The organism is Kitasatospora phosalacinea, from assembly GCF_000716545.1.
GTDB lineage: Bacteria > Actinomycetota > Actinomycetes > Streptomycetales > Streptomycetaceae > Kitasatospora > Kitasatospora phosalacinea.
The window spans coordinates 60,217-82,948 of sequence record NZ_JNWZ01000033.1 but is presented as its reverse complement, the minus strand read 5'-3'; the positions used below and the strand labels follow the sequence as shown (position 1 = coordinate 82,948).

The following is a 22,732-nucleotide window of genomic DNA, read 5'->3' as shown; positions in this document are numbered from 1 at the left end:
GGAGTGCCGGGCCCCGCTCGGTGCTGTCCGGATCAGCCCTCCGGGAGCTGCTCCGCGACGAACGCGGCCAGCCTCCGTACCCCTTCGGCGATCTGCTGCGGCGTCAGGTACGAGCAGGAGAGCCGCAGCTGGTGCTCCCCGCCGCCTCCGGGGTGGAAGCCGTCCATCGGCGTCCAGAGCACGCCGTGCTTGCGGGCGCAGCCGTCGAGGGCCTGCGCGTCGGCCCGGAACGGCACCGTGACGACGGCGAAGAAGCCGCCGTCGGGGTGGTTCCAGGAGACGCCGGGGACGTCCCGGAAGGCCGTCTCCAGCTCCGCCAGCAGGGTGTCCATGTTCCGGGCGTAGAAGCGCCTGGCGGGCTCGTTGGCGTCCCGCAGGCGCAGGCCGCCGGCCAGCAGCATGCCGCCGATGACGGCCTGGCTGAGCGCCGAGGTGTTCACCGTGGTCATGCTCTTGAGCTTGGCGAGCTCGTCGGCGAGCAGGCCGGTGCCGTCCGCGCCGGCCCCGCCCGCCACCCGCTGGTCGGCGATCACGTAGCCGACCCGGGCGCCGGGGAAGCAGGTCTTGGCGAAGGAGCCGAGGTAGACCACGTTGCCGCGGTCGCCGTCCAGCGCCTTGAGGGTGGGGCGGGCGGCGGCGGTGCGGCCGAAGAAGCCGTACGGGTTGTCCTCGATCAGCAGGACGCCGCTCTCCTCGGCGACTTCGAGCAGTCGGCGGCGGGCCGGCTCGGCCATGCTGGCGCCGCTGGGGTTGGCGAAGTCGGGGACGACGTAGCAGGCCCGGGGGCGTTTCCCGGCGGCGCGCAGGTCGCGGACGGCGGCGGCCAGCGCCTCGGGGTCGAGCCCGCCGTCGGGCCCGGCCTCCGGTACGGGGTGCACGGTGAGGTCGAGCAGCCGGGCGGCGCCGGTGACGCCGACGTAGCAGGGCGCGGAGACCAGCAGCACGTCGTCGGGCCCGGCGCACAGGGCGCGCAGCACCAGCAGCATGCCCTCCTGGGCGCCGACGGTGACCACCAGCGCCTCGGGGTCGGCGTCGATGCCCTCGTCGGCGGCCAGCGCGCGGGCGATCAGCGGGGCGATCAGGCCCTTGGTGCGCCCGTACTGGAACACCTCCTGGCGGACCCGGGCGTCCGTCAGGCCGCGCTCCTCGCGCAGATGCCGCAGGTAGGTCTCCAGGTGCTTCGCGATGTCGGCCGGGTCGAAGAACTCCTCGTACGGCCGGCCCGGGGCGAAGGAGACCGCCTCGGGGTAGCGGCCGGTGACCTCGTTGAGGAAGGTCATCGCGTCCAGCAGCGGGTCGGACAGCGAGCCGTGCAGGTCGGCGAGGTGCAGCACCCGGCTCACCGCTCGTCCTCCGCGGCCAGGTAGGCGGCCACCAGCCGTTCGGCGGCGAAGAGTTGGGCGGCGCGGCCGTCGTCCAGCACGCCGGGCATTGCGAAGAAGCCGTGCGGCATGCCGTCGTAGCGGCGCAGTTCGACGGGCACCCCCGCGGCGCGCAGGGCCCGCGCGTACTGCTCGCCCTCCTCGCGCAGCGGGTCGTACTCGGCGGTGATCACGGTGGCCGGGGGCAGCCCGGCCAGCGAGGGGGCCCGCAGCGGGGAGGCCAGCGGGTCCGCGCCGTCGGCCGGGTCGGCCAGGTAGTGCGACCAGTACCAGGCCACCGAGTGCCGGTTGAACAGCGCCGGGTCGGCCTCGCCGTCCTCGGGGACGCGGTGGTCGGTGTTGGGGTAGACCAGCAGCTGGTGCAGGATCGCCGGGCCGCCGCGCTCACGGGCCAGCAGGGTGAGCGCGGCGGCCAGGTTGCCGCCCGCGCTGTCGCCGCCGACCGCTATCCGGGCCGGGTCGATCCCCCACTCCGCCGCGTGGTGGGCGATCCGGTCGAGGGCGGCCCAGCAGTCGTGGACGGCGGCGGGGAAGCGGTGCTCGGGGGCGTGCCGGTAGCCGACGGCGAGGACGTCGGCGCCGGTGGCGTTGGCCAGGGCCCGGCAGACCGGGTCGCCGGTCTCCAGCGAACCGAGCACCCAGCCGCCGCCGTACAGGTAGAGCAGGGCAGGTCCCGGCCGGTCGCCCTCCGCACGGGGTTTCGGCCGGTAGTGGCGCAGGGTGAGCGGGCCGCCGGGGCCGTCGAAGGTGAACTCCCCGACGTGGTGGACCTCTTCACCGCCGCCGGTGGCGGCCCGCAGGTCGGCGAGGTCGGCGGCGCGGGCCTCGGCGAGGGTGCGGGTGTACAGCGGCGGGGTGCCGGCGGCGGCGCGGCGGGCGCGCATCGCCTCGGCCTGGGGGTGCAACGGCATCAGTGCGGTCCTCCGGGGACGGCGGGCTCCGCGCCGGGGGCGACGGCCTCCAGGTAGATCGACTCGTCCTTGCGGAAGGCGGTGTCGAGGGCGGCGACGTCCGGCCGGGCACCGGTCTGGAACTCCCGCCGGGTGACGGTGGATCCACCGTACCCGGCACGCTCCAGAACGTACCGCAGTTCCGCCTCGTCGTAGATCCAGCGGTGGCCGAAATGGTAGAAGATCTGGTTCAGCATGAAGGCCCGGCGCTCCGGCATCGGCGGGCCGACCCGCATGGTGCGCAGCCGGCGGCGGTGGCGGCGGAAGAACTGCTCGCCGTCGTCGAGGTAGCCGGCGACGTACTTGGCCAGGTCCGGGGTGGTGAGGCGGAGCAGCCCGCCGGGGCGCAGGACGCGGCGCACCTCGGCGAGCCAGAACACGGCGGTGCCGAGCGGGACGTGCTCGATCAGGTGCTCGGCGTACACCCAGTCCACGCTGTGGTCGGCGAACGGGAGCGGCCGGGTGATGTCCAGGCTGGTGTACAGGCTGCCGCCGTCGATCCGGTAGACCGGTCCGGGGCGGGTGGCCTCGGTGGCGGTGTGCAGGCCGACCAGGTCGGTGCCGAGGCCCTGCGGGTGGCGGGTGCGGAACGCGGCGAACTCGATGCCGGTGACGCCGAGCTCCTGGAACTCCCGGTGCGTGTGCGGAACTCCGGGGCGGACGAGCTCGATCGTGGCGCACCGGGCGAGGTCCTCGGTGAACGCGTCGGTGCGGGTCTCCAGGCCGTCGGGGTCCTCCCAGTCCCAGTCCGCGAACAGCTCTGCGGCGGGGGTTGCGGCGGTGGGTTCGGTGGTCGTCACGTACGTCATTCCGTTCTCTTTGTCGGTGCTCCGTCATGGACCCCTATATATAAGGAGAGAGACGCGCACTCAGCGGTACGTCGGAGCGGCCGGCGGCGCGGTCGGCGGCGCGACCGGCGGCCAGGGTGCGAGCGCGCCGCGGTCCAGGTCCGCGAGGGTGGGCCGGCCGGCCAGCACCATGGTGTCGAGCAGCTCCTCGCGCAGCAGGTCGAGCACCGCCCGGGCGCCGTCCGCGCCGCCGTGCGCCAGCCCCCAGAGCACGGGCCGGCCGACCAGCGCGGCGCGGGCGCCGAGGGCGAGCGCCTTGGCGAGGTCGGCGCCGTGCCGCAGGCCGCCGTCGACCAGCACCGGGCGGTCGGCCGGGACGGCGTCCACCACCTCGGCCAGTACGTCCGCCGCGGGCGGGGTCCCGTCGAGCTGGCGGCCGCCGTGGTTGGAGACCACCAGGCCGTCCACGCCGTGCTCGACGGCCAGTTCGGCGTCCTCGGCGGTGAGCACGCCCTTGAGCAGCAGCGGCAGTTCGGTGCGCCGCCGCAGCCAGGCCAGGTCGGCCCAGGTGACGGTCGGGTCGAACTGCTGCTTGGAGTGCTCCTCGATGCCGGAGCGGCCCGCCTCGGCGCGCCCGGCGCCGCTGGTGAGGTGGGCCGCCAGGTTGGCGGCGGTCATGCCGGGCGGCAGCGCGAAGCCGTTGCGCAGGTCGCGCAGCCGACGGCCGACCTTGGGCGCGTCGACGGTGAGCACCAGCGCCCGGTAGCCGGCCGCCTCGGCCCGCCGGACCAGGGCGGCCAGCGCCTCGCGGTCGCGCAGCCAGTACAGCTGGAGCCAGCGGACCGCGCCGGGCGCGGCCTCGGCGATCTGCTCCAGGGTGCGGCCGGCGAAGATGCTGGTGACCAGCAGCGCGCCGGCCCCGGCGGCCGCCCGGGCGGTGGCGCACTCGGCCTCGGGGTGGGCCAGCCCGTGGTAGGCCATCGGGGCGACGCCGTACGGGGCGGCCAGCCGGGCGCCGAACAGCTCGGTGCCGCAGTCGGGGGCCGAGACGTCGACCAGGACGCGCGGGCGCAGCACGTAGCGCTGCCAGGCGTCCGGATTGGCCCGGGCGGTCCACTCGGTTCCGGCCGCCCCTTCGAAGAAGTCCCAGGTCACGGCGGGCAGTCGGGCCTTGGCCAGCGCGCCGTGCTCCGCCAGGGTGAGCGGAACCATCGCGTCCGAACCTCCTGATGATCCGTCAACTGGTGCGAAAACGAGGGACAGCGTAGGGGGCGACCGGCCACTGGTATAGACCTTGACCCTTGATGCGCTCCCGTGCAAAGGTCGGCACCGACGGGGGTCCGACACCGAAGCATCACAACTTCCGACCTTTGCTTCCCACACGAGCGCGTGGAGTTGCGTTGACGCTTACCCCAACCCCGGTGCGCGGCGGCACGGTTGCCGCGGACTGGGTGGACGAGCAGTTACTCGCCGGACCGGACGGCGAACCGTGCCTGCGCTTCGGCGCTCCGGTGGCCAGAGGGACCTTGCGGGCCCTGGTGGCCGAACGGCAGCGGCAGTTGGCCGCCGCCGGCCTCGGCGAACACGGGACGGTGGCACTGCGGATGCCGCCGTCCGCGGAGTTCGTCGCGGTCCTGTTGGCCGCGTGGCGCTCCGGCGCGCGGGCGGTCCTGCTGGACCACCGGCTGACCACCGTCGAGGTGGACCGCGCGGTGGACCGGCTGCACCCCCGGGTGCTGGTCGAACTCGCCGACGGGCGGCCGAAGTTCAGGTCGCTCCCGGAGAACGGTCCGGCCGTCGGCGGGCACGTCCTGGTGCAGCTCAGTTCGGGGTCGACCGGCCCGTCCAAGATGATCGCCCGGACGGCCGCCGACCTGCTGCGCGAACTGGACTGCTACGCCCGGCTGCCGGAGTTCCCGACCCGCGGCGAGCGCACCGTGCTGCTGTCCTCGACGGTGCACGTGCTCGGCCTGGTCGGCGGGCTGCTGCACGCCCTGCACGCGGGCGTGGAACTGGTGGTGCCGCAGCGGATGACACCCGCGGGCATCCTGGCCGCGATCGCCGGGGGCACCGCCCCGACCACCGTGATCGGGGTGCCGTTCCACGCCGAGCTGCTGGCCGCGGCCGCCGCGCCGCCCGAACTGCCGCAGCTGCGGCGGATGATCGTGGCCGGCGAACTCGTCCGCCCGCAGCTGCCCGCGGCGTTCCGCGAACGCTTCGGGGTGCCGCTGGGCACCATGTACGGGATGACCGAGACCGGCGTGATCGCCACCGACCTGACCGGGCGCAACCACCCGGCGGTCGAGCCCGTCCACGGGATGGAACTGTCCGTGGCCGGAGGCGAGTTGCACATCGCCCGGGCGGAGTCCCCGTACCTGGGCCCGACCGATCCGACCCGCTGGTCGGACGGCCTGCTGCACACCCGCGACGCCGCCCTGGTGGAGGCCGCCACCGGCCTGGTCACCGTCCTGGGGCGGCGCGACTCCCAGATCTCCATCGGCGGCCTCAAGGTCGACCTCAACGAGGTCGAACAGGCCCTCACCGGGCTCCCCGGTGTGGTCGAGGCCGTGGTGCTGTTCGCCGACGGCGCGATCGAGGCGTACGCCGCGACCGCCGAGGGCGTCACCTCCTCGCCGTCCGACCGGGACGGCCCCGCCGAGCAGTTGCGCGAACTGCTGGGCAAGGAGCTGGCGGGCTACAAGCTGCCCCGCCGGCTGCACCTGATGCCGCGGCTGCCCCGGACCGCCACCGGGAAGCTGCTGCGGGACGCCGCCGCCCTGCGCCGACAGGCCGACGCCGCCCGCTGATCCACCCGCACACCCGTTCAACCACTCACCCGCCCTACCGGTGCGAGGCGCCCGGCCGGGTCGACGGCTCCAGACACCGTCCGCCCGTCCGTCGGTGCGCCCTGCCCGGAAAGCACCCCGCCCCGCCCCGCCTCCCTTCCCGACGCCCGGAAAGAGTCAGCCCCATGCAGGAACAGATCCGCTCGTTCGTCCTCACCGCCCTGGCGTCGATGAACTACGACGTCTCGCAGGTCACCTCGGAGACCGATCTCGGCCCGGCCGGCCTCGACCTGGAGTCGCTGGCGCTGGCGGACCTCGCGGTGCAGGTCGAGGAGGAGTTCGGCATCCGCTTCGAACTGGACGACATGGAGTCCACCGCGCTGATGACCGTCGACGAGTTCAGCGCCGAGGTCGCCGGCCGGATCGCCAAGTCCTCGGTGGGCAGCGTCTGATGAGCACCGACGCCAGAACCCGCTTCGGCCGGTCCGAGGCGTTGGCCATGCTGGCCCGCTACGGCGACCGCTCCCCCGAGCAGGTCGACGAGCACCTGGGGTCGCTGGAACTGACCTGGCTGATCGCCGAGGCCGAGAACGCCTACGGCGTGCAGATCGACCTGGACGACGAACGCCTGGACGCCATCCGCACGGTGGACGACGCGGTGGCCGCGCTCGGTGCGCAGATCGCCGCCGCCACGGCCGCCACCACCGCCGCCGCGCCCGATGCGGGGGCTGCCGCGCCATGACGTCGACCGCGCTCCGGAGCGGTCCGCCGCGGCGTACCGTCCTGGTCGGCGGGATCGGGGTCCGCTCGGCGTTCGGCGCGGGGCTCGCGGTGCTCACCGACGGCGTGCTCGCGGGACGGCCCGCGTTCGCCCCGGTGGAGCGCTTCGGCACCGCCCGGTACCGGGCCGACCGCGCCGCCACCGGGCCGGGATCGCCCCGGTTGGCCGACCAGCTGGTGGCGGTGCTCGCCGAGGCGGGCGCGCTCTCCGCCCCGGACGACCACCGGCACCCGTACGCGGACGAGGAGTTGCTGCTCGCCCTGCACGGGGACCGGCGGGCCGGGCCGGTCGCCGCCGAGGTCGGTGGACGCACCGGGCTGCACCCCCGGGTGTACACCGGCGCGTGCGTCGCGGCGTCCAGCGCGGTCGCCGACGCCGCCGCGCTGATCGCCTCCGGCCGCCGCGAACGCGTGGTGGTCGCCGCCGGGTACCTGGTCGAGCCGGACACCTTCGCGGTGTTCGACGCCGGCCGGGCGCTGGCCCGGGACGGCGCGGTGCGCCCGTTCAGCCTGGGCCGGCAGGGCATGCTGCTGGGCGACGCGGCGGTGGCCGTGGTCCTGGAGTCCGAACCGGCCCTGCGCCGGCGCGGCGGCACCGCCCTGGCCGAGCTCGCCGGCTGGGCCAGGACCGGGGACGCCTTCCACGTCTGCCGACCGCACCCCGACGGCACCGGCCTGGCCAGGGCGGTGCACGGCGCGCTCGCCCGGGCGGGCGCCGCACCGGCCGCGATCGGCTACGTCAACGCCAACGGCGCGGGCTCCACGCTCGGCGACCTGGCCGAGGCCGCCGCCCTGCGCGGCGTCTTCCCGGCCGGCACCCCGCCGGTCAGCTCCACCAAGTCCGTGCACGGCCACGCCCTGGAGGCCTCCGCGCTGCTCGAACTCGCCGCCACGGTCGGTGCGCTGCGGGCCGGCGCGCTGCCGGTCAACGCCGGCTGGCAGGCCCCGGACCCGGACTGTCCGCTCGACCTGGTCCTCGACCGCCCCCGTCCGGCCGCACCCGCACCCGCCCTGGCGCTGACCGTGAACGCCGCTTTCGGCGGCGCCAACACCGCGCTCCTGCTGGCACCCGCCTGACCGGCGGGCCCGCCGGGACCGCGACCGCCCGGCCCCGCGGGCGAGTCGCACCACCGACCCGCCCGTCCCCGCACGCCCCCTTTCCCCGACCGTTCCCCGCCCGGCCGTCCCCGGCCCGTCCTCCTGGTGGCTCCCGCATGACCGCCCCGCCCTCCGTTTCCGTCCCCGTCCCCGTCCCCGTTCCCGCCGCCGGCTCCCCGTCCCCGGTGCCCGTCGCAGCGCCCCGTGTGCTCGCCGGGCCGCTGCGGGTGCTGGCCTCCGCGCGGTGGCCGGAGCGTCCGGGGGACGAACTGCCCGCCATCGCGGGCTTCGTGGAGTCCGCGTTCAGTCCGCTGGTGGCCGAGACCGCCGAGCGCTGTCTGCGCGCCCGCTACGGCCCGCCGCCGGCCACCGGGGCGCCGCGCACCGCGCTGCTGCTGGTCAGCCCGAGCGGTGACACCGGCACCGCCGACGCGCTGGCCCGGGCCAACGCCGCCGGGCAGCGGGTCGCCCCGCTGCTGTTCTTCCAGTCCAACCCGAACGCCGTCCTCGGGCACGTCGCCGCCCGCTGGCAGCTGGACGGCCCGGTCGTCGCGCTCGGCCCCGGCTTCGAGACGGAGCGCGAACTGCACGACCGGGCGGCCCTGTTGATCGAGGACGGCGACGCCGACCAAGTGCTGGCGGTCACCGCCGTCCAGGGCCCGCCCGACCGTGCCACCGCCGTCCTGCTCGCCCCCTGAGCACCGGCCTCCGAGCACCGGCCTCCGAACACCGGATCCACCCCTCGCGCACCGCGGCCCCGCCGAGAGATCCCCCTCCCGCACCACGAGAAGAACGGGAACGATGAGCCTCCGCACCCTACGCGCCACGCTGTCCGCCGACGGCTCCGTCGGCGCCGGAAACGTCCTGACCACCCGGGTCGAGCAGGGCCTCGGTCCGGACTCGCCGACCCTGACCTTCGACACCCCCGTCGACGGTCACCCCGCGAACACCGCCCTGACGCTGCGGCAACTCGACACCGCCGTCCGGACCAGGGCCGCCGCCCTGCACGCCCTGGGGGTGCGCCGCCGCGACCCGGTCGCCGTGCAGGCGTCCGCCGCGGCCGAGCAGGTGCTGTCCTTCCTGGCCCTGAACCACCTCGGTGCGATCCCGGCCCTGCTCAACCCGGCGCTGGACGCGGACACCTCGGCCCGCTACCTGCGCCGGCTGAACGCGACCGGGCTGCTCGCCGACACCGCGCACGCCAAGGCCCTCGCCGGCCTCGACTGCGGGGCGCCGCCGCTGATCGCGGTCAACCTGGCGCTCAGCTTCGACGCCGAACTGCACCTGATCTCCCAGCAGACCGGCCCGGCCGTGCTGGAGGCGATCGAACGCTGGCAGCCGCTCGGCGTGTACGGCTTCGCCACCACCTGGGCCGACCTGGCCCGGCAGGACCTCTCCGCCCGCGACCTGTCCTCGGTCGGCCTGTGGTGGAACACCGGCGACTGCGCGCACGAGGCGCACATCCGCCGCCTGATCGCCCAGGGCTCCCGCGAGACCGCCACCCGGCAGGGCCGGGTCCGCACCGCCGGTTCGGTGTTCATCGACGGCCTCGGCTCGTCCGAGATGGGCCACTCGCACTTCTTCATCACCCACACCCTCGGCTCCGAGCGCTACGGCCGGTGCGTGGGCCGCCCGCACGCCTTCGTCGACTGCGTGGTCCTCGACCCGGACGGCAACGAGCTCGGCCCGGGCGAGGTCGGCGAGCTGGGCACCCGCTCCCCCACCCTGTCGCCCGGCTACTGGAACGACTCGGTCACCACCCACCGCACCCGGGTACGCGACTACTTCCTCACCGGCGACCTGATGTACCGCGACGAGGACGGCTACTACTACCACGTGGACCGGGCCGTCGACAGCGTCGACCTCGGCGGCGGCCGCCGCCTGCACACCGCCGCCAGCGAGGAACGCGTCCTGGCGGCCTGCCCGGACGTGCACGACTGCACGGTGGTCGCCTTCCGCGACGGCGGACGGACGGTCGCGGACGTGCTGCTGCAGCTCGACCCGGCCGCCGACCAGGACGCCGACCGCACCGCCGAGGTGCTGGCCGCCCTGGAACCGCACGTCGCCGCCGTGGTCCGCGGCGTGCTGGCCGTCCCGGACGGGCGGATCCCGCTCGGCCCGACCGGCAAGGTCCGCAAGGTCCTGCTGCGCGAGCGCCACCTCGCCGAGAACGCCGCCGCCGGGGCAGGGGCGCCGTGAGCCGGGTGGGCCCCGTCACCGCGCAGGTCACCGGCATCGGCTGGGTGACGCCGCTGGGCCGGGCCGTCCCGGAGGCGTTCCGGGCGCTGGCGGCCGGCCGCTCCGGGCTGAGCGCCCCGCCGGAGGACCATCCGGCGGCGGGCTGGCTGCGGGTGGCGGGCATCTCCCCGCACGTCCCGGCCACCGAGGTGCTGCCGCCGACCGAGACCCGGGTCGCCGACCGCTTCCTGCTGCTCGCGCTGGCCGCCGCCGAGGACGCCCTCGCCGACGCGAAACTGACGGTCCGTCAGGATGCCGACCCGGAGCGGGTGGCGGTGGTGCTGGGCACCGGCGGCGGCGGGCTGGAGAGCTACGAGCAGCAGGCCGCCGGACGGCGCGAGCGCGGCCGGGCCGCGGTCAGCCCGTACCTGCTGCCGGGCATGCTGTCGAACATGGCGGCGGCCCGGATCGCCATCAGGCACGGCATCCGCGGCTACAGCTCCGCCGTGATCACCGCCTGCGCGGCCGGCGCGCAGGCGATCGCCGAGGGGCTGCGGCTGATCCGCGGCGGCGAGGCGGACGTAGTGGTGTGCGGCGGCGCGGAGGCCCCGCTGCATCCGACGATCGCCGCCGCCTTCGACAACTCCCGCGCTTTGGCCGCCGGTTGGGAAGACCCCACGCAGGCGTCCCGGCCGTTCGACGCCCGCCGCAACGGCTTCGTGCTGGGCGACGGCAGCGCCGTCCTGGTGCTGGAGAGCACCGAGCACGCGGCCGCCCGCGGCGCGTCCGCGTACGCCGCGCTGGCCGGCTGGGGCGCGGCCGGCGACGCCCACCACCCCACCGTGCCGCGCCCGGACGGCGCGGGCGCGGTCTCCGCGATGCGGGCCGCGCTGCGCTCGGCCGGCCTGCCGCCGGAGGCCGTGGAGTACGTCAACGCCCACGGCACGGGCACCAGGTTGGGCGACCGCGCGGAGGCGTCGGCGCTGCGCGAGGTGTTCGGCGCGCACCACCCCTTCGTCAGTTCGACCAAGGGCGCGACCGGCCACCTGCTGGGCGCCTCGGGGGCGGTGGAGGCGGCGGTGTCGGCGCTGGCCGTCGCCGAGGGCCTGATCCCGCCCACCCTGAACCTCGAACAGCCGGACGGGGACTGCGCGTTGCGTCACGTCCGCGGCGCGGCCGAGCGCGGCGTCGTGCGCCACGCCCTGTCCAACTCGATCGCCTTCGGCGGCCACAACCTGAGCCTGCTGTTCGGTCCGCCGAGCGTCACGGCCAAGCACCTCGGAGGGGATTCATGACCGTGCCGGGCATCGCGTACACCGAACTGTACGTGGAGGACGCCCACAAGTACGCCGCGCGGTTGCGCGACGACTGGGGCTTCACGTTGAGCGAGCCGGACCGGGTCGCGCCGGGCACCGCGCAGGTGATCGCGCACCAGGGCTCGATCCGGGTGCTGGTGACCTCGGCGGTGGAGACCGAGCACCAGGTCGCCGCCTGGGTGCGGCGGCACGGCGACGGCGTGGCGGTGATCGCGCTGCGGCACACCGACCGGGTGGCGGCGGCCGCGGCGGCCGAGCGGGCGCTGAACGCGGGCGGCGGCTGCCTGGACGAGGCGGGCACGGTCTCCGGCTTCGGCGGCCTGGCGCTGCGCTTCACCGGCCCGGAGGACCTGCTGCCGGCGGGTGAACCGCCGGGCGGGGGCGCGTTGCTGTCGCTGGACCACGTGGCCGTGGTGGTGCCGGGCGGGCAGTTGGCCGGTTCGGTGGACTGGGCGGTGCGCGGGCTGGGCTTCCGGGAGGTCTTCCGGGAGTACGTGGAGGTCGGCGACCAGGCGATGGACTCCCGGGTGGTGCAGAGCCCGTGCGGGACGGTCACCTTCACCCTGCTGGAGCCGGACACCTCGCGGGCGGCCGGCCAGATCGACGGCTTCCTGGAGGCGCACGGCGGCGCGGGCGTCCAGCACCTGGCGTACGCGACCGAGTCGATCACCGCCGCCGTACGGGAGTTGGGGGCGCGCGGGGTGGCGTTCCTGAACACGCCCGGCGCGTACTACGAGGCGCTGGAGTCGCGGCTGGGCCCCACCGCCATCCCGGTGGCCGAACTGCGGGACACCAGCGTGCTGGTGGACCGGGACCACGGCGGCGAGCTGTTCCAGATCTTCGCCCGTTCCACCCATCCGCGCCGCACCTTCTTCCTGGAGCTGGTGGAGCGGCGCGGCGCGGGCAGCTTCGGCACCGCGAACATCAAGGCCCTGTACGAGGCGGTGGAGCGCGAGCGCGCCACCGCGGACAGCTGAGCTAAGGAGAGACGAAGTGTCCACCGCCATCGAGCAGTTCGAGTTGACCGAGCGGTTCGGTTTGACCGAGGAGGAGTCGGCGCTGCTGCCGACCGTCGAGGAGGTGCTCGGGTACGCGGAGCACGGCTGGTACCTGTCCCGGCGGCTGTTCTCCGACGCCGAGCTGGACGCCCTGCAGGCCGCCACCGAGCGCTACTACGCGGGTGAGCGGAGCCGTGAACTCCCGGCCCGGCCGCCGCACCTGGCCTCGTGGAAGCCGTCGGACGGGCCGGTGCAGCGGCACAACGACTACGTGCACTACGAGCACGAGGAGATCGGCCGGATCCTGCGCAAGCCGCTGCTGGGGGCGGTCGCGGCACGCCTGGCGCAGGCGGAGGAGATCCGGCTGTTCCAGGCGACGCTGATCTACAAGCCGCCGGTGCCGGGCGAGCCGAGCAACGTGGTGCCGTGGCACTTCGACAAGCACTACTGGCAGACCTCCACCTCGCAGCGGATGCTGACGGCGTTCCTGCCGTTCCACGACTGCACGGAGGAGATGGGCACCATCACCATGGTGGACGGCAGCCACCGCTGGGAGGAGCGGCCGGGCGGTGACGACTCGACCCGGCACTTCGCCGCCCGGGACCGCTCGGAGCTGGAGCAACTGCTGCGCGAGAACGCCGAGTTCAACGGTTCGACGGTGCGCACGGTGCCGGTCGAGATCCCGCGCGGGCACGTGTCCTTCCACCACTGCCGCACGTACCACGGCTCGGGTCCGAACCGGTCCGCGCAGCCGCGCCGGGCGGTGTCGCTGCACCTGCAGGACGGGTCGAACCGGTACCGCTCGTACCTGAGGCCGGACGGTTCGCCGGTGGTGTACAACCACGACGCGGTGGTGCGGCGGGACGCGGACGGCCGGCCGGACTACGCGGACCCGGAGTTCTGCCCGGTGCTGTGGCGGTCGGGCCGGTGAGCCTGCCGCACCTGGCGGACCCGGCGGGCCGGTACCGGACGATGCGGCTGATCCGCTCGTTCGAGGAGCTGGCCCTGGAGTGGGTGCGTTCGGGGCTGGTGGTCGGCGGCACCCACCCGTACATCGGGCAGGAGGCGGTGGCGGTCGGCGTGTGCGCGGCGCTGGATCCGGCCGACCAGTTGACCTCGACGCACCGGGGGCACGGGCACGTGCTGGCCAAGGGCGCCGACCCGGGCCGGCTGCTGGCCGAACTGCTGGGCCGCGTCGGCGGGTTGAACGGCGGCCGGGGCGGTTCGATGCACGCCGCGGACTTCTCGCTGGGCATCCTGGGCGCCAACGGCATCGTCGGCGCGGGCGCGCCGATCGCGGTCGGTGCGGCCTGGGCGGCCCGGCGGCGCGGTGAACCCACCGTGCTGGCCTCGTTCTTCGGGGACGGCGCGCTCAACCAGGGCGTGCTGCTGGAGTCGTTGAACCTGGCGTCGATCTGGCGGGCGCCGGTGGTGTTCGTCTGCGAGAACAACGGTTACGCGACGACGCTGCCGGCCGCCTCGGCGGTGGGTGGTTCGGCGTGCGGCCGGGCGGCGGCGTTCGGCATCCCGGCCGAGACGGTGGACGGGATGGACGTGGAGGCGGTCCGGGCGGCGGCCGAACGGGCGGTGGAGCGGGCGCGCTCGGGCGGCGGGCCGTCGTTCCTGGAGTGCCTGACGTACCGCTTCGAGGCGCACCACACGATGGAGCGGCGCTTCCGGCTGTCGTACCGGACGGCCGAGGAGGTGGCGTCCTGGCGGGAGCGCGACCCGCTGGCGGCCCAGCCGCCCGGGGCCGCCGCCATCGACCTGGAGGTGGCCGAACTCCTGTCCTCGGCAGCCGGGTTCGCGCTCGCCTCGGCGGAGCCCGATCCGGCGACGGCCACCGATCACCTGTACGCGAGCGGGCTGCGGCCCAGGTCGGGAGCGGCCCTGTGACGCTGTTGTCGTACGCCAAGGCGATGAACCGGGCGCTGGCGGACGCGCTGGAGGCCGATCCGGCGGTGTGCGTGTTCGGCGAGGACGTGGGCGCGGGCCTGGCCGGCCTGACCCTGGGCCTGCAACAGCGCTTCGGCGCCGAGCGGGTGGTGGACGTGCCGCTGTCGGAGCAGGCGTTCACCTCGGCGGGGATCGGGGCGGCGCTGAACGGGATGCGCCCGGTGATCGAGTTGCAGATCCCGTCCCTGCTGTTCCTGGTGTTCGAGCAACTCGCCAACCAGGCGCACAAGTTCTCGCTGATGACGGGCGGGCAGGCGCGGGTGCCGCTGACCGTGGTGGTGCCGGGCTCGGGTTCCCGCAGCGGCTGGGCGGGGCAGCACTCGGACCACCCGTACGGCCTGTTCGCGCACGTGGGCATCAAGACGCTGGCACCGGCGACGCCCACCGACGCGTACGGGCTGCTGAGTTCGGCGATCCGGGACGACGACCCGGTGGTGCTGTTCGCCCCGGCGGGCGCGCTGGGCGTCCGGGAGGACGTGACGGCGCCGCTGGTGCCGGTGCCGATCGGCACCGCCCGGACGGTGCGGCGGGGCACGGACGTGACGGTGGTCGCGGTCGGCCACCTGGTGCACCAGGCCGTCGCGGTGGCCGAGGAGTTGGCGGGCGAGGTGTCGGTGGAGGTGCTCGACCCGCGCACCCTGTACCCGCTGGACCGGGCGGCGCTGGTGGAGTCGCTGGGCCGCACCGGCCGGCTGGTGGTGGCCGACGACTCCAACCGCTTCGCCGGGTTCGCCGCCGAGGTACTGGCCGTCGCCGCCGAGGAGTGCCGCCTGCTCGCCCCGCCCCGCCGGGTGACCCGCCCGGACGGCGCGGTCCTGCCGTTCGCCCCGACCCTGGACCGGGCCGTGCAGCCGAGCGCCGGGCAGCTGCGCGACGCGATCCGGGCGGCCTTGAAGTAACTGCCCCTTCGGGCACTCGTTTTCCTGACCGGACCACCGCCGCGTCCACCCGCATAGTCTCCACCCGCCCCCCGACACACCACACGAGGAGAACAGCCGTGAGCGACCGCTACCACTGGGACCGCAGCCACCCCGGCCTGACCGCCCTGCGCGAGTCGATCGAGGAGGTCCGCCGCGAGGTGGTCTCCCACCCGATGTACCTGTCGCTGGACAGCCTGGAGAAGGTGCGGACCTTCCAGCAGACCCACGTGTTCGCCGTCTGGGACTTCATGTCCCTGCTCAAGTGCCTCCAGCGGCAGCTGACGTGCGTGAACCTGCCGTGGCTGCCGGACGGCCCGACCGCGAGCCGCCGGCTGATCAACGAGATCGTGCTGGTGGAGGAGAGCGACGAGCTCGGCGACGGCTACACCAGCCACTTCGAGCTGTACCTGGACGGGATGGCCCGGGCGGGCGCGGACACCGCTCCGGTCGAGGCGTTCCTGACCGCCCTCAGGTCCGGCCTGCCGGTCACGGAGGCCGCGAAGACGGCGGAGGTCCCGGAGGCGGCGGCCGCGTTCATGGCCGTCACGTTCGGGATCATCGACGACGCGCCGGTGCACTGCCAGGCCGCGGCGTTCGCGTTCGGCCGGGAGGACCTGATCCCGGAGATGTTCGAGCAGGTGGTCCGGATCGACGACGCCGAGGGGCGGTTGGGCGTCTTCAAGGACTACCTGGCCCGGCACATCGAGGTGGACGGCGAGCAGCACACCCCGATGGCGATGCAGATGCTGATCGACCTGTGCGGCGACGACACCGAGCGCTGGGAGGAGTGCGCGGCGACGGTCCGCGCCGCGCTGCGGGCCCGGGTCGCGCTCTGGGACGCGATCACGGCCGCGCTGTGACCGCCGTCCCGCCGCGCTGAGGCGCGCGGGCGCGAAGGCGGCTCGGCGCCGGGGCGGTTCCCACCGCTCCGGCGCCGAGCCGTTCCGTCGTCACCCGCCTTTGCCCGTGCGGTGGTCGACCGCTCGCGGGTTCGGCCGGGTCAGGCCCGGCCGAGCCACAGGTCGGGGCCGAAGACCTCGTAGTGGACGTCGGCGGCGGGCACTCCGGCGGCGAGCAGCTGGGCGCGGACGGCGCGCATGAACGGCAGCGGGCCGCACAGGTAGGCGACGGCCCCGGCCGGGACGTCCAGGCCGGCCAGGTCGACCAGGCCGGTGCGCTCGGCGGGCCACTCGCCCTCGGGGCGCTCGTACCAGACGTGCGCCTCGCCGCCGGGGAGCTTGTCGACCAGCTGCGCGTACTCCTCGCGGAAGGCGTGCGCGGACTCCTGCCGGTCGCCGTGCACGGCGATCACCCTGCGGGTGGCGCCGGTCTCGGCGAGGTGGGCGAGCATGCCGACGATCGGGGTGCAGCCGATGCCGGCCGAGGCCAGCACCAACGGCCGATCGCCGTCCTCCAGTCGCACGTCGCCGAACGGGGCGCCGACCAGCAGCACCGCGCCCTCGTCGACGTGCCGGTGCAGGTGGTTGGAGACCTCGCCGACCGGGTCGCCGGCCACCTTCTTGACGGTGATCCGCAGGGCACCTTCGGGCTGCCCGGAGAGGCTGTACTGACGGATCTGCCGGGCACCGTCGGGGAGTTCGACCTGCACCGAGACGTACTGGCCGGGCTTGTGCGCCGGGACGGGGCCGCCGTCGGCGGGGCGCAGCAGGAAGGTCGCGACGTCGGCGGTCTCGGCGGTGCGGGCGACCACCGTGTAGGGGCGGCGTTCGCCGCGGGTGCCGCTCTCCTCGTACAGGCGGGCCTCGATGGCGATCAGGGCGTTGGCCATCAGCCAGTACACCTCGTCCCAGGCGGCGGCGACCTCGGGGGTGACGGCGTCGCCGAGCACCTCGACGATGGCGGCGAACAGGTGGGTGTGGACCACCTGGTACTGCTCGGGGGCGATGCCGAGCGAGGCGTGCTTGTGGGCGATGCGGGCGAGCATGGCGTCCGGGCGCTGGTCGGGGTGCTCGACCAGGGCGGTGGCGAAGGCGGCTATCGAGCCGGCCAGCGCCTGGCGCTGGCTGCCGTCGGCCTGGTTGCCCCGGTTGAACAGGTCGCGCAGCAGCTCGGGGTGGGCCGCGAAGAGCCGGTCGTAGAACGAGCCGGTGATCTCCCCGATGGCCGCGCCCACCACGGGGAGGGTGGCGCGCACGGTCTCCGCGGACTTCTCGGACAGCATCCGAAACTCCAAACTCGCATCTGAGATGCGTATTAAACGGTGTGGGAAAACCTACTACTGGACTTGCCGTCGACCTGCGCCCACCGGCGCCGGCCGTCGCTCACTGCTCGTCGCTCGCCCCGATGCTCGTCCGGCGCGCGGCTACGCGGAAGGGCCGAACGGCCCCGGCCCCGGCGGGCCGGACGGCACGCCACCGGAGTCCGGCACGACCGGCAGGCCGAGCAGGACCGGGCCGCTCCCGCTGCTCCCGCCACTCCCCCCGCCCTCCCCGCCGACCAGGTCGTCCACGGTCAGCGGGTCGAGCGAGGCGTAGAACGCTTCCTGCGCCCGTCGCAGCGCACCGCGCAGCCGACAGGAGTGGCGCAGCGGGCAGGGCTGGTCGTCCTCGCAGCCGACCACGTCCCCGACGCCCTCCAGCTCCCGGACGATCCGGCCGAGCGATCCGGTGCGCCCGGCGGCGGTCAGGGCGAGCCCCCCGCCGCGCCCGCGCCGGGCCTCGACGATGCCCAGGTGCTGGAGCCGGCTGACCACCTTCGCCGCGTGGTTGTAGGGGACGGCGACCGCCTCGGCCACCTCGCGGGTGGTCGGGGTCCGGTCCTCGTCCAGCACCGCCAGGTGCATCGCGATGCGCAGGGCGATGTCGGTGCTCTTGGTCAGCCTCACGGCGCCGACTCTAGCCAATTGCGCATCTTGGATACCAATTACCCCGGTGTCTGCTGCGTCACGTTCCGCCGCGCCACCGTCGCGCCGCGTACCGGTGATCCTGCTCACCCTCGTGCGGCGCACCGGCCGACGGCCGGGCCGCGCCGCTAGGGTCTGGTGACGCCCGGCCGCCCTCCCCTCCTCGCGGCCACGGCCGACCCCCGCTCGACTCCCCCGCTCCCCCGACGGAGGCCACGGTGACGGCACGTCAACTCCTGGACCTGCTGGTCGACCCCGGCACCTTCCGCAGCTGGGACGAGCCGGTCACCGCCGAGTACGCCGACCCGGGCTACCGGGACGCGCTGGCCCGGGCCCGCGAGCGCACCGGCCTGGACGAGGCCGTGCTCACCGGGCACGCCCTGCTGGACGGGCGGCCGGTCGCCCTGGTCGCCGGCGAGTTCGCCTTCCTCGGCGGCTCGATCGGCGTGGCCACCGCCGAACGGATCACCCGCGCCGTGGAACGCGCCACCGCCGAGCGCCTGCCGCTGGTCGCCCTGCCGGTCTCCGGCGGCACCCGGATGCAGGAGGGTTCGGCCGCGTTCCTGTGCATGGTCCGGGTCACCGCCGCCGTCCACGCCCACCGCAGCGCGGGCCTGCCGTACCTGACCTACCTGCGCAACCCCACCATGGGCGGGGTGTTCGCGTCCTGGGGCACCCTCGGCCACCTGGTGCTCGCCGAACCGGCCGCCCGGCTCGGCTTCCTCGGCCCCCGGGTGTACGAGGAGCTGCGCGGCGAACCGCTGCCGCCGGCCGTCCAGCGCGCCGAGACGCTGGCCGCCAACGGGCGGCTGGACGCGATCGTCCCGCCGGAGCGGCTGCGCGCCTTCCTGGCCCGGGCCCTCGCCGTCCTCACCGCCCGACCCGCGTCCGCGTCCGTCACCGTGCCCGTCCCCGCGCCCGTCCCCGCGCCCGCTCCCGCGCCGCCGGACGCCGCCGAGCCCTCGGACGCCTGGGAGTCGGTGCTGCTCAGCCGCCGCCCCGACCGGCTGTCCGCGCTCGAACTCCTGCACCACACCGCCGAGACCTTCCTCCCGCTGGACGGCGACAGCGCGCTGGTCCGGGGCCTGGCGCTGATCGGCGGACGGCCCGTCATGGTCGTCGCCCAGCAGCGCCCGGGCCCCGACCGGCTCCCACTCCCGTTCACCGCAGCCGATCTGCGGGCCGTCCGGCGCCAGGCGCAGCTCGCCGAGGAACTCGGGATGCCGCTGCTCACCGTGGTCGACACCACCGGCGCGGAACTCTCGATCGAGGCCGAACTCGACGGCGTGGCACTGGAGATCGCCCACTGCCTGACCACCCTGGTCGGGCTGCGCACCCCGGTGCTGGCCGTGCTGCTCGGCCAGGGCAGCGGGGGCGGCGCGCTCGCCCTGCTGCCCGCCGACCGGGTGATCGCCGCCCAGCACGCCTGGCTGGCCCCGCTGCCGCCCGAGGGCGCCTCGGCGATCGTCCACCGCGACGGCGAGCACGCGCCCCAACTCGCCCGCGCCCAGGGCATCACGGCCACCGAGCTGACCGCCACCGGCCTGGTCGACCTGGTCGTCCCCGAGAGCGCCGACCCGGCCGACCTGCGCGAGCGCCTGGCCGCCGCCGTCACCACCGCGCTGGCCGAACTCGCCGAACTCCCGGACGCCGAGCGCCTCGCCGCCCGGGCCGCCCGCAACCGCCGCCTCGGCGGCCCGGATCCAGGAGGCATCCCGCGATGAGCACCACCGACCCGCTGGTCCCCGCCCTGGCCGGAGTGATCGCCGACCTGCTGCGCTTCCTCGACGAGTGCGAGGACGACGAAGTCGCCGACGACACCGCCGTCGGGCTGATGGAGAACGTCGCCGGAGAGCTGAACAACCTCCCCGAAGCCCAACGCGAGCGCCTGACCGCCGTGTTCGCCGACCTGGCCGCCGCCGAACCCGACCCGGGGCGCCGCGTCTCGCTCGCCGAGTTCCCGTACGCCTGCGACCTGGTCGAGGAACCACCCGCCTGACGCCGACCCGGCCGTCCCCTTCCCCGCTCGACGCGCCGGCAGGGGACCCGGCCCGCTCGGCCCGCTCGCCAGCCGCCCCCGCCCGTTCACTGCGGCGCGGGCAGCCACTCCTCCAGGGCGGTGAGATCCCCGTCCGTCAGCCCCACCCCGGGGTCGATCCTCAGCAGCAGCGCGGGCCCCGGGTGGTGGGCCGCCACCCACTCCCGGTCGGCCGTCCCGATCTCGTCGTCCACCCAGGCGAACGCCGTCCCGCCCGCGTGGTCCACCAGTAGCGGCGTCTTCCAGTGCACCCCGGGCGGCAGGGCGTCCGAACGGTGGGGCGCCTCCGCCTCGTCCGGCTCCTCCAGCACGGGCAGTCGCGGCAGTCCGAGCAGCGGCGCGACGCGGATGTTGGCCTCGTACCCCCAGGTGGTGGCCCACACCGGCCGGCAGGGCAGCGCCGCGATCCGCGCCCCGCACCGGGGGTCGAGCCTGGCCAGCAGCGGGTGCCCGGCGGCCTCCGCGCCCAGCACCTCGCGAATCCGGCGCTCCGACAGATGCTCCGGGTGGCTCCCGGCCGGCCCGCCGAACGGGATCAGCGGACCGTCGACGTCGAGGTACAGCCACGGCGGCGAGGACGGTCGGGACGACGGGAGCGACTCCATCCCCGCATTCTGCCCGCCCCGCGCCGCCCCCTCACCCGGTCCCTCCGGCGCCTCCGGCTCCTCCGGCGCCCGAACCGTCCGCCGCGTCCGCCGCGTCCGCCATGAACGTCCGGTTGACCTCGATCAAGTGGTCAAGCGCCTCCCGGGCGGCGGCCAGGCTGTCGATCTCGGAGGAGAGACGGGCCCGCTCCTGGCTCATCACCGCCGAAGCCCGCCGGGCGCCGTCCATGGTGGGCCGCTTCATGCAGGGGACCAACCGGGCGATGGTTCTGCTGGACATGCCGGCGGCCAGGAACGTCCTGATCAGTGCCACCCGCTGGACGTGCTCGTCGCCGTAGCACCGCTGGCCGCTCGGAGTTCTCGCGCTGACCAGCAGCCCCTGCTGCTCGTAGTAGCGCAACGAGCGAGGGCTCGCCCCCGTCCGGACGGCCAGTTCACCGATCCGCATCTCAACCCCTCGTGTGCGCCGGGTCACCGCGACTTGCCCCTGACATCGATGTGAGCGTTTAGGTTAACCCCGTGGCCGCGACCCGCCCCATCCGCGAGAACACGAGAGGGAGAAGTCCGTGATCAAGTTCGCCTTCCTGATCAACCGCGCCGGCGGAATGACGTTCGAGGAATTCGTCGAGCACCACCGGGGCCGCCACGCTCCGTTGTTCACCTCCATTCCGGAGGCGCGGCAGTACGTGAAGAAGTACACCGTCTCCCACCCGGTCCCCGCCCAGGGCTACCCGAACCCGGCCTACGACGGACTCACCGAGATCTGGTTCGAGAGCTGGGCGGACCACGACGCCTTCTTCACGTCCAGGAACTACCGGGAGTTGGTGAATCCGGACGAGAGCGAGTTCATCGACCTGGATTCGGTGGCGGTCATGGTCACGGAAGAGACCGTGGTGCTCTGACCCTCGGGCCGCCCGCCCCGCGCCGCAGGCGGTGCGGCGGCCGCCAGGGCGTCCGCGAGCCAGTCGGCGGTGTCGGGGAGCCAGTCCGGGAGGGCGTTGCCGAGGAGGTGGTTGCCGTGCGGGACGCGGAGCGGTTCGGCGTGCGGGAGGTCGGCGGTGAGGGCGTCGGCGTTGGTGACGCCCGGGATGCGGTCCCGGCCGCCTTCGACCAGGAGCAGGGGGAGGCGGCGCAGCCGGGGCGCCAGGGCGGCCAGGTCGAGCCGTGCGGCGAAGGCGCGGGCGGCCGTCTCGTCGCCGCAGCGCCGGGTGAGGGTGGCGGTGACGAACGGGACGAGCGCGTCCCAGTCCAGCCGGTACGGGGCGCTGACCAGGGCGGCCGCCCGGACGCGCGGGTCGTGGGCGGCGAAGTCGGCGGCGAGGTAGCCGCCGAGGCTGAGCCCGATGACGGCGATCCGGTCGGGGTCGATCGCCCCGCCAGTCGCCTCGTCGGCCGGAACCCGGCCCGGTGCGTGGTCCGGGGCACCGTCGAGGGCGTGGTCCAAAGCGTGGTCCAGGGCGCGGCCGAGCGCGTGCCGGTGGTCGGGGCCGAGCGCGGGGCCGGCGGCCAGGACGCCCTGCCCCGGGCCGTCGACGGCCAGGACCGCCAGTCCGCGGTCGAGCAGTGCGTCGGCCGGCCGGTGGAACTCCTCCTTCGAGGAGTCCATGCCGGGCACCAGCACCACCAGCGGAGTGCCCGCCCCCTCCCGTCGCGCCTCCTCCCGGGGCAGGCGCAGCCAGCCCGCGTAGTCCGGGCCGGAGATCCGCCGGGCCCGGGGTTCGAGCAGCGCGAGGTAGTCGCCCATCGACCGGTCGGCCTCGGCGGCGACGGCGGCGGCGCGCTCCCGGTCCGGGTCCGGCAGCAGGGCGGCGAGGTGGAACCAGCGGGCGGCGAGCCGGTGGTGGTGCCCGGCCGTCCGGTGGCGGCCGCGCCCGGCGGCCCGCTCGGCCCGGGCCTGGTGGGCGAGGGCGGCCGCCCGGCAGGCGTCGGGCCAGTGCGGTAGCGAGTCGACCGCCGCGGTGACGCGGTCGTACTCGTACGGGTCGATGCCGGCGCCGTGGGCGCGCGGGCGGGTCTCGGCGACGAACCCGGCGGCCGCGCCGGGGGTGTTGAGGAAGGAGAGGTCGGTCATGGG

At 75.1% G+C, this 22,732-nt stretch carries 24 protein-coding genes; 15 read left to right on the top strand and 9 right to left on the bottom strand.

Annotated elements, in window-relative coordinates:
• Positions 1-32: 32 nt before the first annotated feature.
• Genes OO48_RS18185 through OO48_RS18170 form a run of 4 tightly spaced genes read right to left on the bottom strand, consistent with a single transcriptional unit; the run spans position 33 to position 4,332 of the window.
• Positions 33-1,343, bottom strand: coding sequence for an aminotransferase-like domain-containing protein (locus OO48_RS18185; protein ID WP_033217461.1), 1,311 nt, complete (start codon positions 1,341-1,343; stop codon positions 33-35).
• The gene (locus OO48_RS18180) at positions 1,340-2,293 is read right to left on the bottom strand and encodes an alpha/beta hydrolase (RefSeq protein WP_033217460.1); all 954 of its coding nucleotides are present in this window, start codon (positions 2,291-2,293) and stop codon (positions 1,340-1,342) included. The genes OO48_RS18185 and OO48_RS18180 overlap by 4 nt, the downstream gene beginning before the upstream one ends.
• The gene (locus OO48_RS18175; RefSeq protein WP_051732270.1) at positions 2,293-3,141 is read right to left on the bottom strand and encodes a methyltransferase domain-containing protein; all 849 of its coding nucleotides are present in this window, start codon (positions 3,139-3,141) and stop codon (positions 2,293-2,295) included. The genes OO48_RS18180 and OO48_RS18175 overlap by 1 nt, the downstream gene beginning before the upstream one ends.
• Before the next feature lie 60 nt (positions 3,142-3,201).
• On the bottom strand, positions 3,202-4,332 hold the full coding sequence (locus OO48_RS18170; RefSeq protein ID WP_033217458.1) for an alpha-hydroxy acid oxidase: 1,131 nt from the start codon (positions 4,330-4,332) through the stop codon (positions 3,202-3,204).
• Between the two features lie 188 nt (positions 4,333-4,520).
• Here OO48_RS18170 and OO48_RS18165 point away from each other — a divergent pair, with 188 nt between their 5' ends.
• The 12 genes from OO48_RS18165 (at position 4,521) to OO48_RS18110 (ending at position 16,012) form a co-directional block, all read left to right on the top strand.
• Complete coding sequence (locus tag OO48_RS18165; protein WP_051732269.1) at positions 4,521-5,927, top strand: class I adenylate-forming enzyme family protein; 1,407 nt, start codon at positions 4,521-4,523, stop codon at positions 5,925-5,927.
• Positions 5,928-6,091: 164 nt separating this feature from the next.
• Positions 6,092-6,358, top strand: a complete 267-nt coding sequence (locus OO48_RS18160) for an acyl carrier protein (protein WP_033217454.1) — start codon at positions 6,092-6,094, stop codon at positions 6,356-6,358.
• Entirely contained in the window at positions 6,358-6,648 is a 291-nt protein-coding gene (locus OO48_RS18155) for a hypothetical protein (protein ID WP_033217453.1), read from the top strand. The genes OO48_RS18160 and OO48_RS18155 overlap by 1 nt, the downstream gene beginning before the upstream one ends.
• The gene (locus OO48_RS18150; RefSeq protein ID WP_033217452.1) at positions 6,645-7,763 is read left to right on the top strand and encodes a beta-ketoacyl synthase N-terminal-like domain-containing protein; all 1,119 of its coding nucleotides are present in this window, start codon (positions 6,645-6,647) and stop codon (positions 7,761-7,763) included. Before OO48_RS18155 ends, OO48_RS18150 begins: the two co-directional genes overlap by 4 nt.
• Before the next feature lie 137 nt (positions 7,764-7,900).
• Entirely contained in the window at positions 7,901-8,482 is a 582-nt protein-coding gene (locus OO48_RS18145) for a hypothetical protein (protein WP_209439503.1), read from the top strand.
• Between the two features lie 103 nt (positions 8,483-8,585).
• A complete protein-coding gene (locus tag OO48_RS18140; RefSeq protein WP_033217451.1) occupies positions 8,586-9,983 on the top strand; it encodes a class I adenylate-forming enzyme family protein in 1,398 nt (465 codons plus the stop codon).
• Complete coding sequence (locus OO48_RS18135) at positions 9,980-11,257, top strand: beta-ketoacyl-[acyl-carrier-protein] synthase family protein (protein ID WP_081952202.1); 1,278 nt, start codon at positions 9,980-9,982, stop codon at positions 11,255-11,257. The genes OO48_RS18140 and OO48_RS18135 overlap by 4 nt, the downstream gene beginning before the upstream one ends.
• Positions 11,254-12,255 (top strand): VOC family protein, encoded by a 1,002-nt coding sequence (locus tag OO48_RS18130; RefSeq protein WP_033217450.1) that lies wholly within the window; start codon positions 11,254-11,256, stop codon positions 12,253-12,255. Before OO48_RS18135 ends, OO48_RS18130 begins: the two co-directional genes overlap by 4 nt.
• A gap of 16 nt (positions 12,256-12,271) precedes the next feature.
• Positions 12,272-13,207, top strand: coding sequence for a phytanoyl-CoA dioxygenase family protein (locus OO48_RS18125; protein ID WP_245194702.1), 936 nt, complete (start codon positions 12,272-12,274; stop codon positions 13,205-13,207).
• Positions 13,204-14,172, top strand: a complete 969-nt coding sequence (locus OO48_RS18120; protein ID WP_209439502.1) for a thiamine pyrophosphate-dependent dehydrogenase E1 component subunit alpha — start codon at positions 13,204-13,206, stop codon at positions 14,170-14,172. Before OO48_RS18125 ends, OO48_RS18120 begins: the two co-directional genes overlap by 4 nt.
• Positions 14,169-15,131, top strand: coding sequence for an alpha-ketoacid dehydrogenase subunit beta (locus OO48_RS18115; protein ID WP_106970350.1), 963 nt, complete (start codon positions 14,169-14,171; stop codon positions 15,129-15,131). Before OO48_RS18120 ends, OO48_RS18115 begins: the two co-directional genes overlap by 4 nt.
• A 98-nt stretch (positions 15,132-15,229) precedes the next feature.
• A complete protein-coding gene (locus OO48_RS18110) occupies positions 15,230-16,012 on the top strand; it encodes a DUF3050 domain-containing protein (RefSeq protein WP_033217448.1) in 783 nt (260 codons plus the stop codon).
• Between the two features lie 140 nt (positions 16,013-16,152).
• Here OO48_RS18110 and OO48_RS18105 read toward each other — a convergent pair whose 3' ends face one another.
• Both OO48_RS18105 and OO48_RS18100 read right to left on the bottom strand, forming a co-directional pair.
• Complete coding sequence (locus OO48_RS18105) at positions 16,153-17,334, bottom strand: globin domain-containing protein (RefSeq protein WP_033217446.1); 1,182 nt, start codon at positions 17,332-17,334, stop codon at positions 16,153-16,155.
• A gap of 141 nt (positions 17,335-17,475) precedes the next feature.
• The gene (locus OO48_RS18100) at positions 17,476-17,997 is read right to left on the bottom strand and encodes an RrF2 family transcriptional regulator (RefSeq protein ID WP_033217444.1); all 522 of its coding nucleotides are present in this window, start codon (positions 17,995-17,997) and stop codon (positions 17,476-17,478) included.
• Positions 17,998-18,233: 236 nt separating this feature from the next.
• Between OO48_RS18100 and OO48_RS18095 the strand changes: the two genes are divergently transcribed.
• Together OO48_RS18095 and OO48_RS18090 are read left to right on the top strand one after the other, a co-directional pair.
• The gene (locus OO48_RS18095; protein ID WP_033217443.1) at positions 18,234-19,739 is read left to right on the top strand and encodes a carboxyl transferase domain-containing protein; all 1,506 of its coding nucleotides are present in this window, start codon (positions 18,234-18,236) and stop codon (positions 19,737-19,739) included.
• The gene (locus tag OO48_RS18090; RefSeq protein ID WP_033217441.1) at positions 19,736-20,014 is read left to right on the top strand and encodes a hypothetical protein; all 279 of its coding nucleotides are present in this window, start codon (positions 19,736-19,738) and stop codon (positions 20,012-20,014) included. Before OO48_RS18095 ends, OO48_RS18090 begins: the two co-directional genes overlap by 4 nt.
• A gap of 86 nt (positions 20,015-20,100) precedes the next feature.
• On the opposite strand, the gene OO48_RS18085 is transcribed toward OO48_RS18090, so the two are convergent.
• Positions 20,101-20,658 carry an HAD domain-containing protein gene (locus OO48_RS18085; RefSeq protein WP_051732268.1) on the bottom strand — a complete coding sequence of 186 codons (558 nt, stop codon included), beginning with the start codon at positions 20,656-20,658 and terminating at the stop codon, positions 20,101-20,103.
• Positions 20,659-20,689: 31 nt separating this feature from the next.
• Positions 20,690-21,106, bottom strand: coding sequence for a MerR family transcriptional regulator (locus OO48_RS18080; RefSeq protein WP_033217439.1), 417 nt, complete (start codon positions 21,104-21,106; stop codon positions 20,690-20,692).
• Positions 21,107-21,224: 118 nt separating this feature from the next.
• Between OO48_RS18080 and OO48_RS36390 the strand changes: the two genes are divergently transcribed.
• Positions 21,225-21,560, top strand: a complete 336-nt coding sequence (locus OO48_RS36390) for an EthD domain-containing protein (RefSeq protein ID WP_081952201.1) — start codon at positions 21,225-21,227, stop codon at positions 21,558-21,560.
• Here the strand turns inward: OO48_RS36390 and OO48_RS18075 are convergent.
• On the bottom strand, positions 21,470-22,729 hold the full coding sequence (locus tag OO48_RS18075) for an alpha/beta hydrolase family protein (protein ID WP_063830701.1): 1,260 nt from the start codon (positions 22,727-22,729) through the stop codon (positions 21,470-21,472). The genes OO48_RS36390 and OO48_RS18075 overlap by 91 nt on opposite strands.
• Positions 22,730-22,732 lie beyond the last annotated feature (3 nt).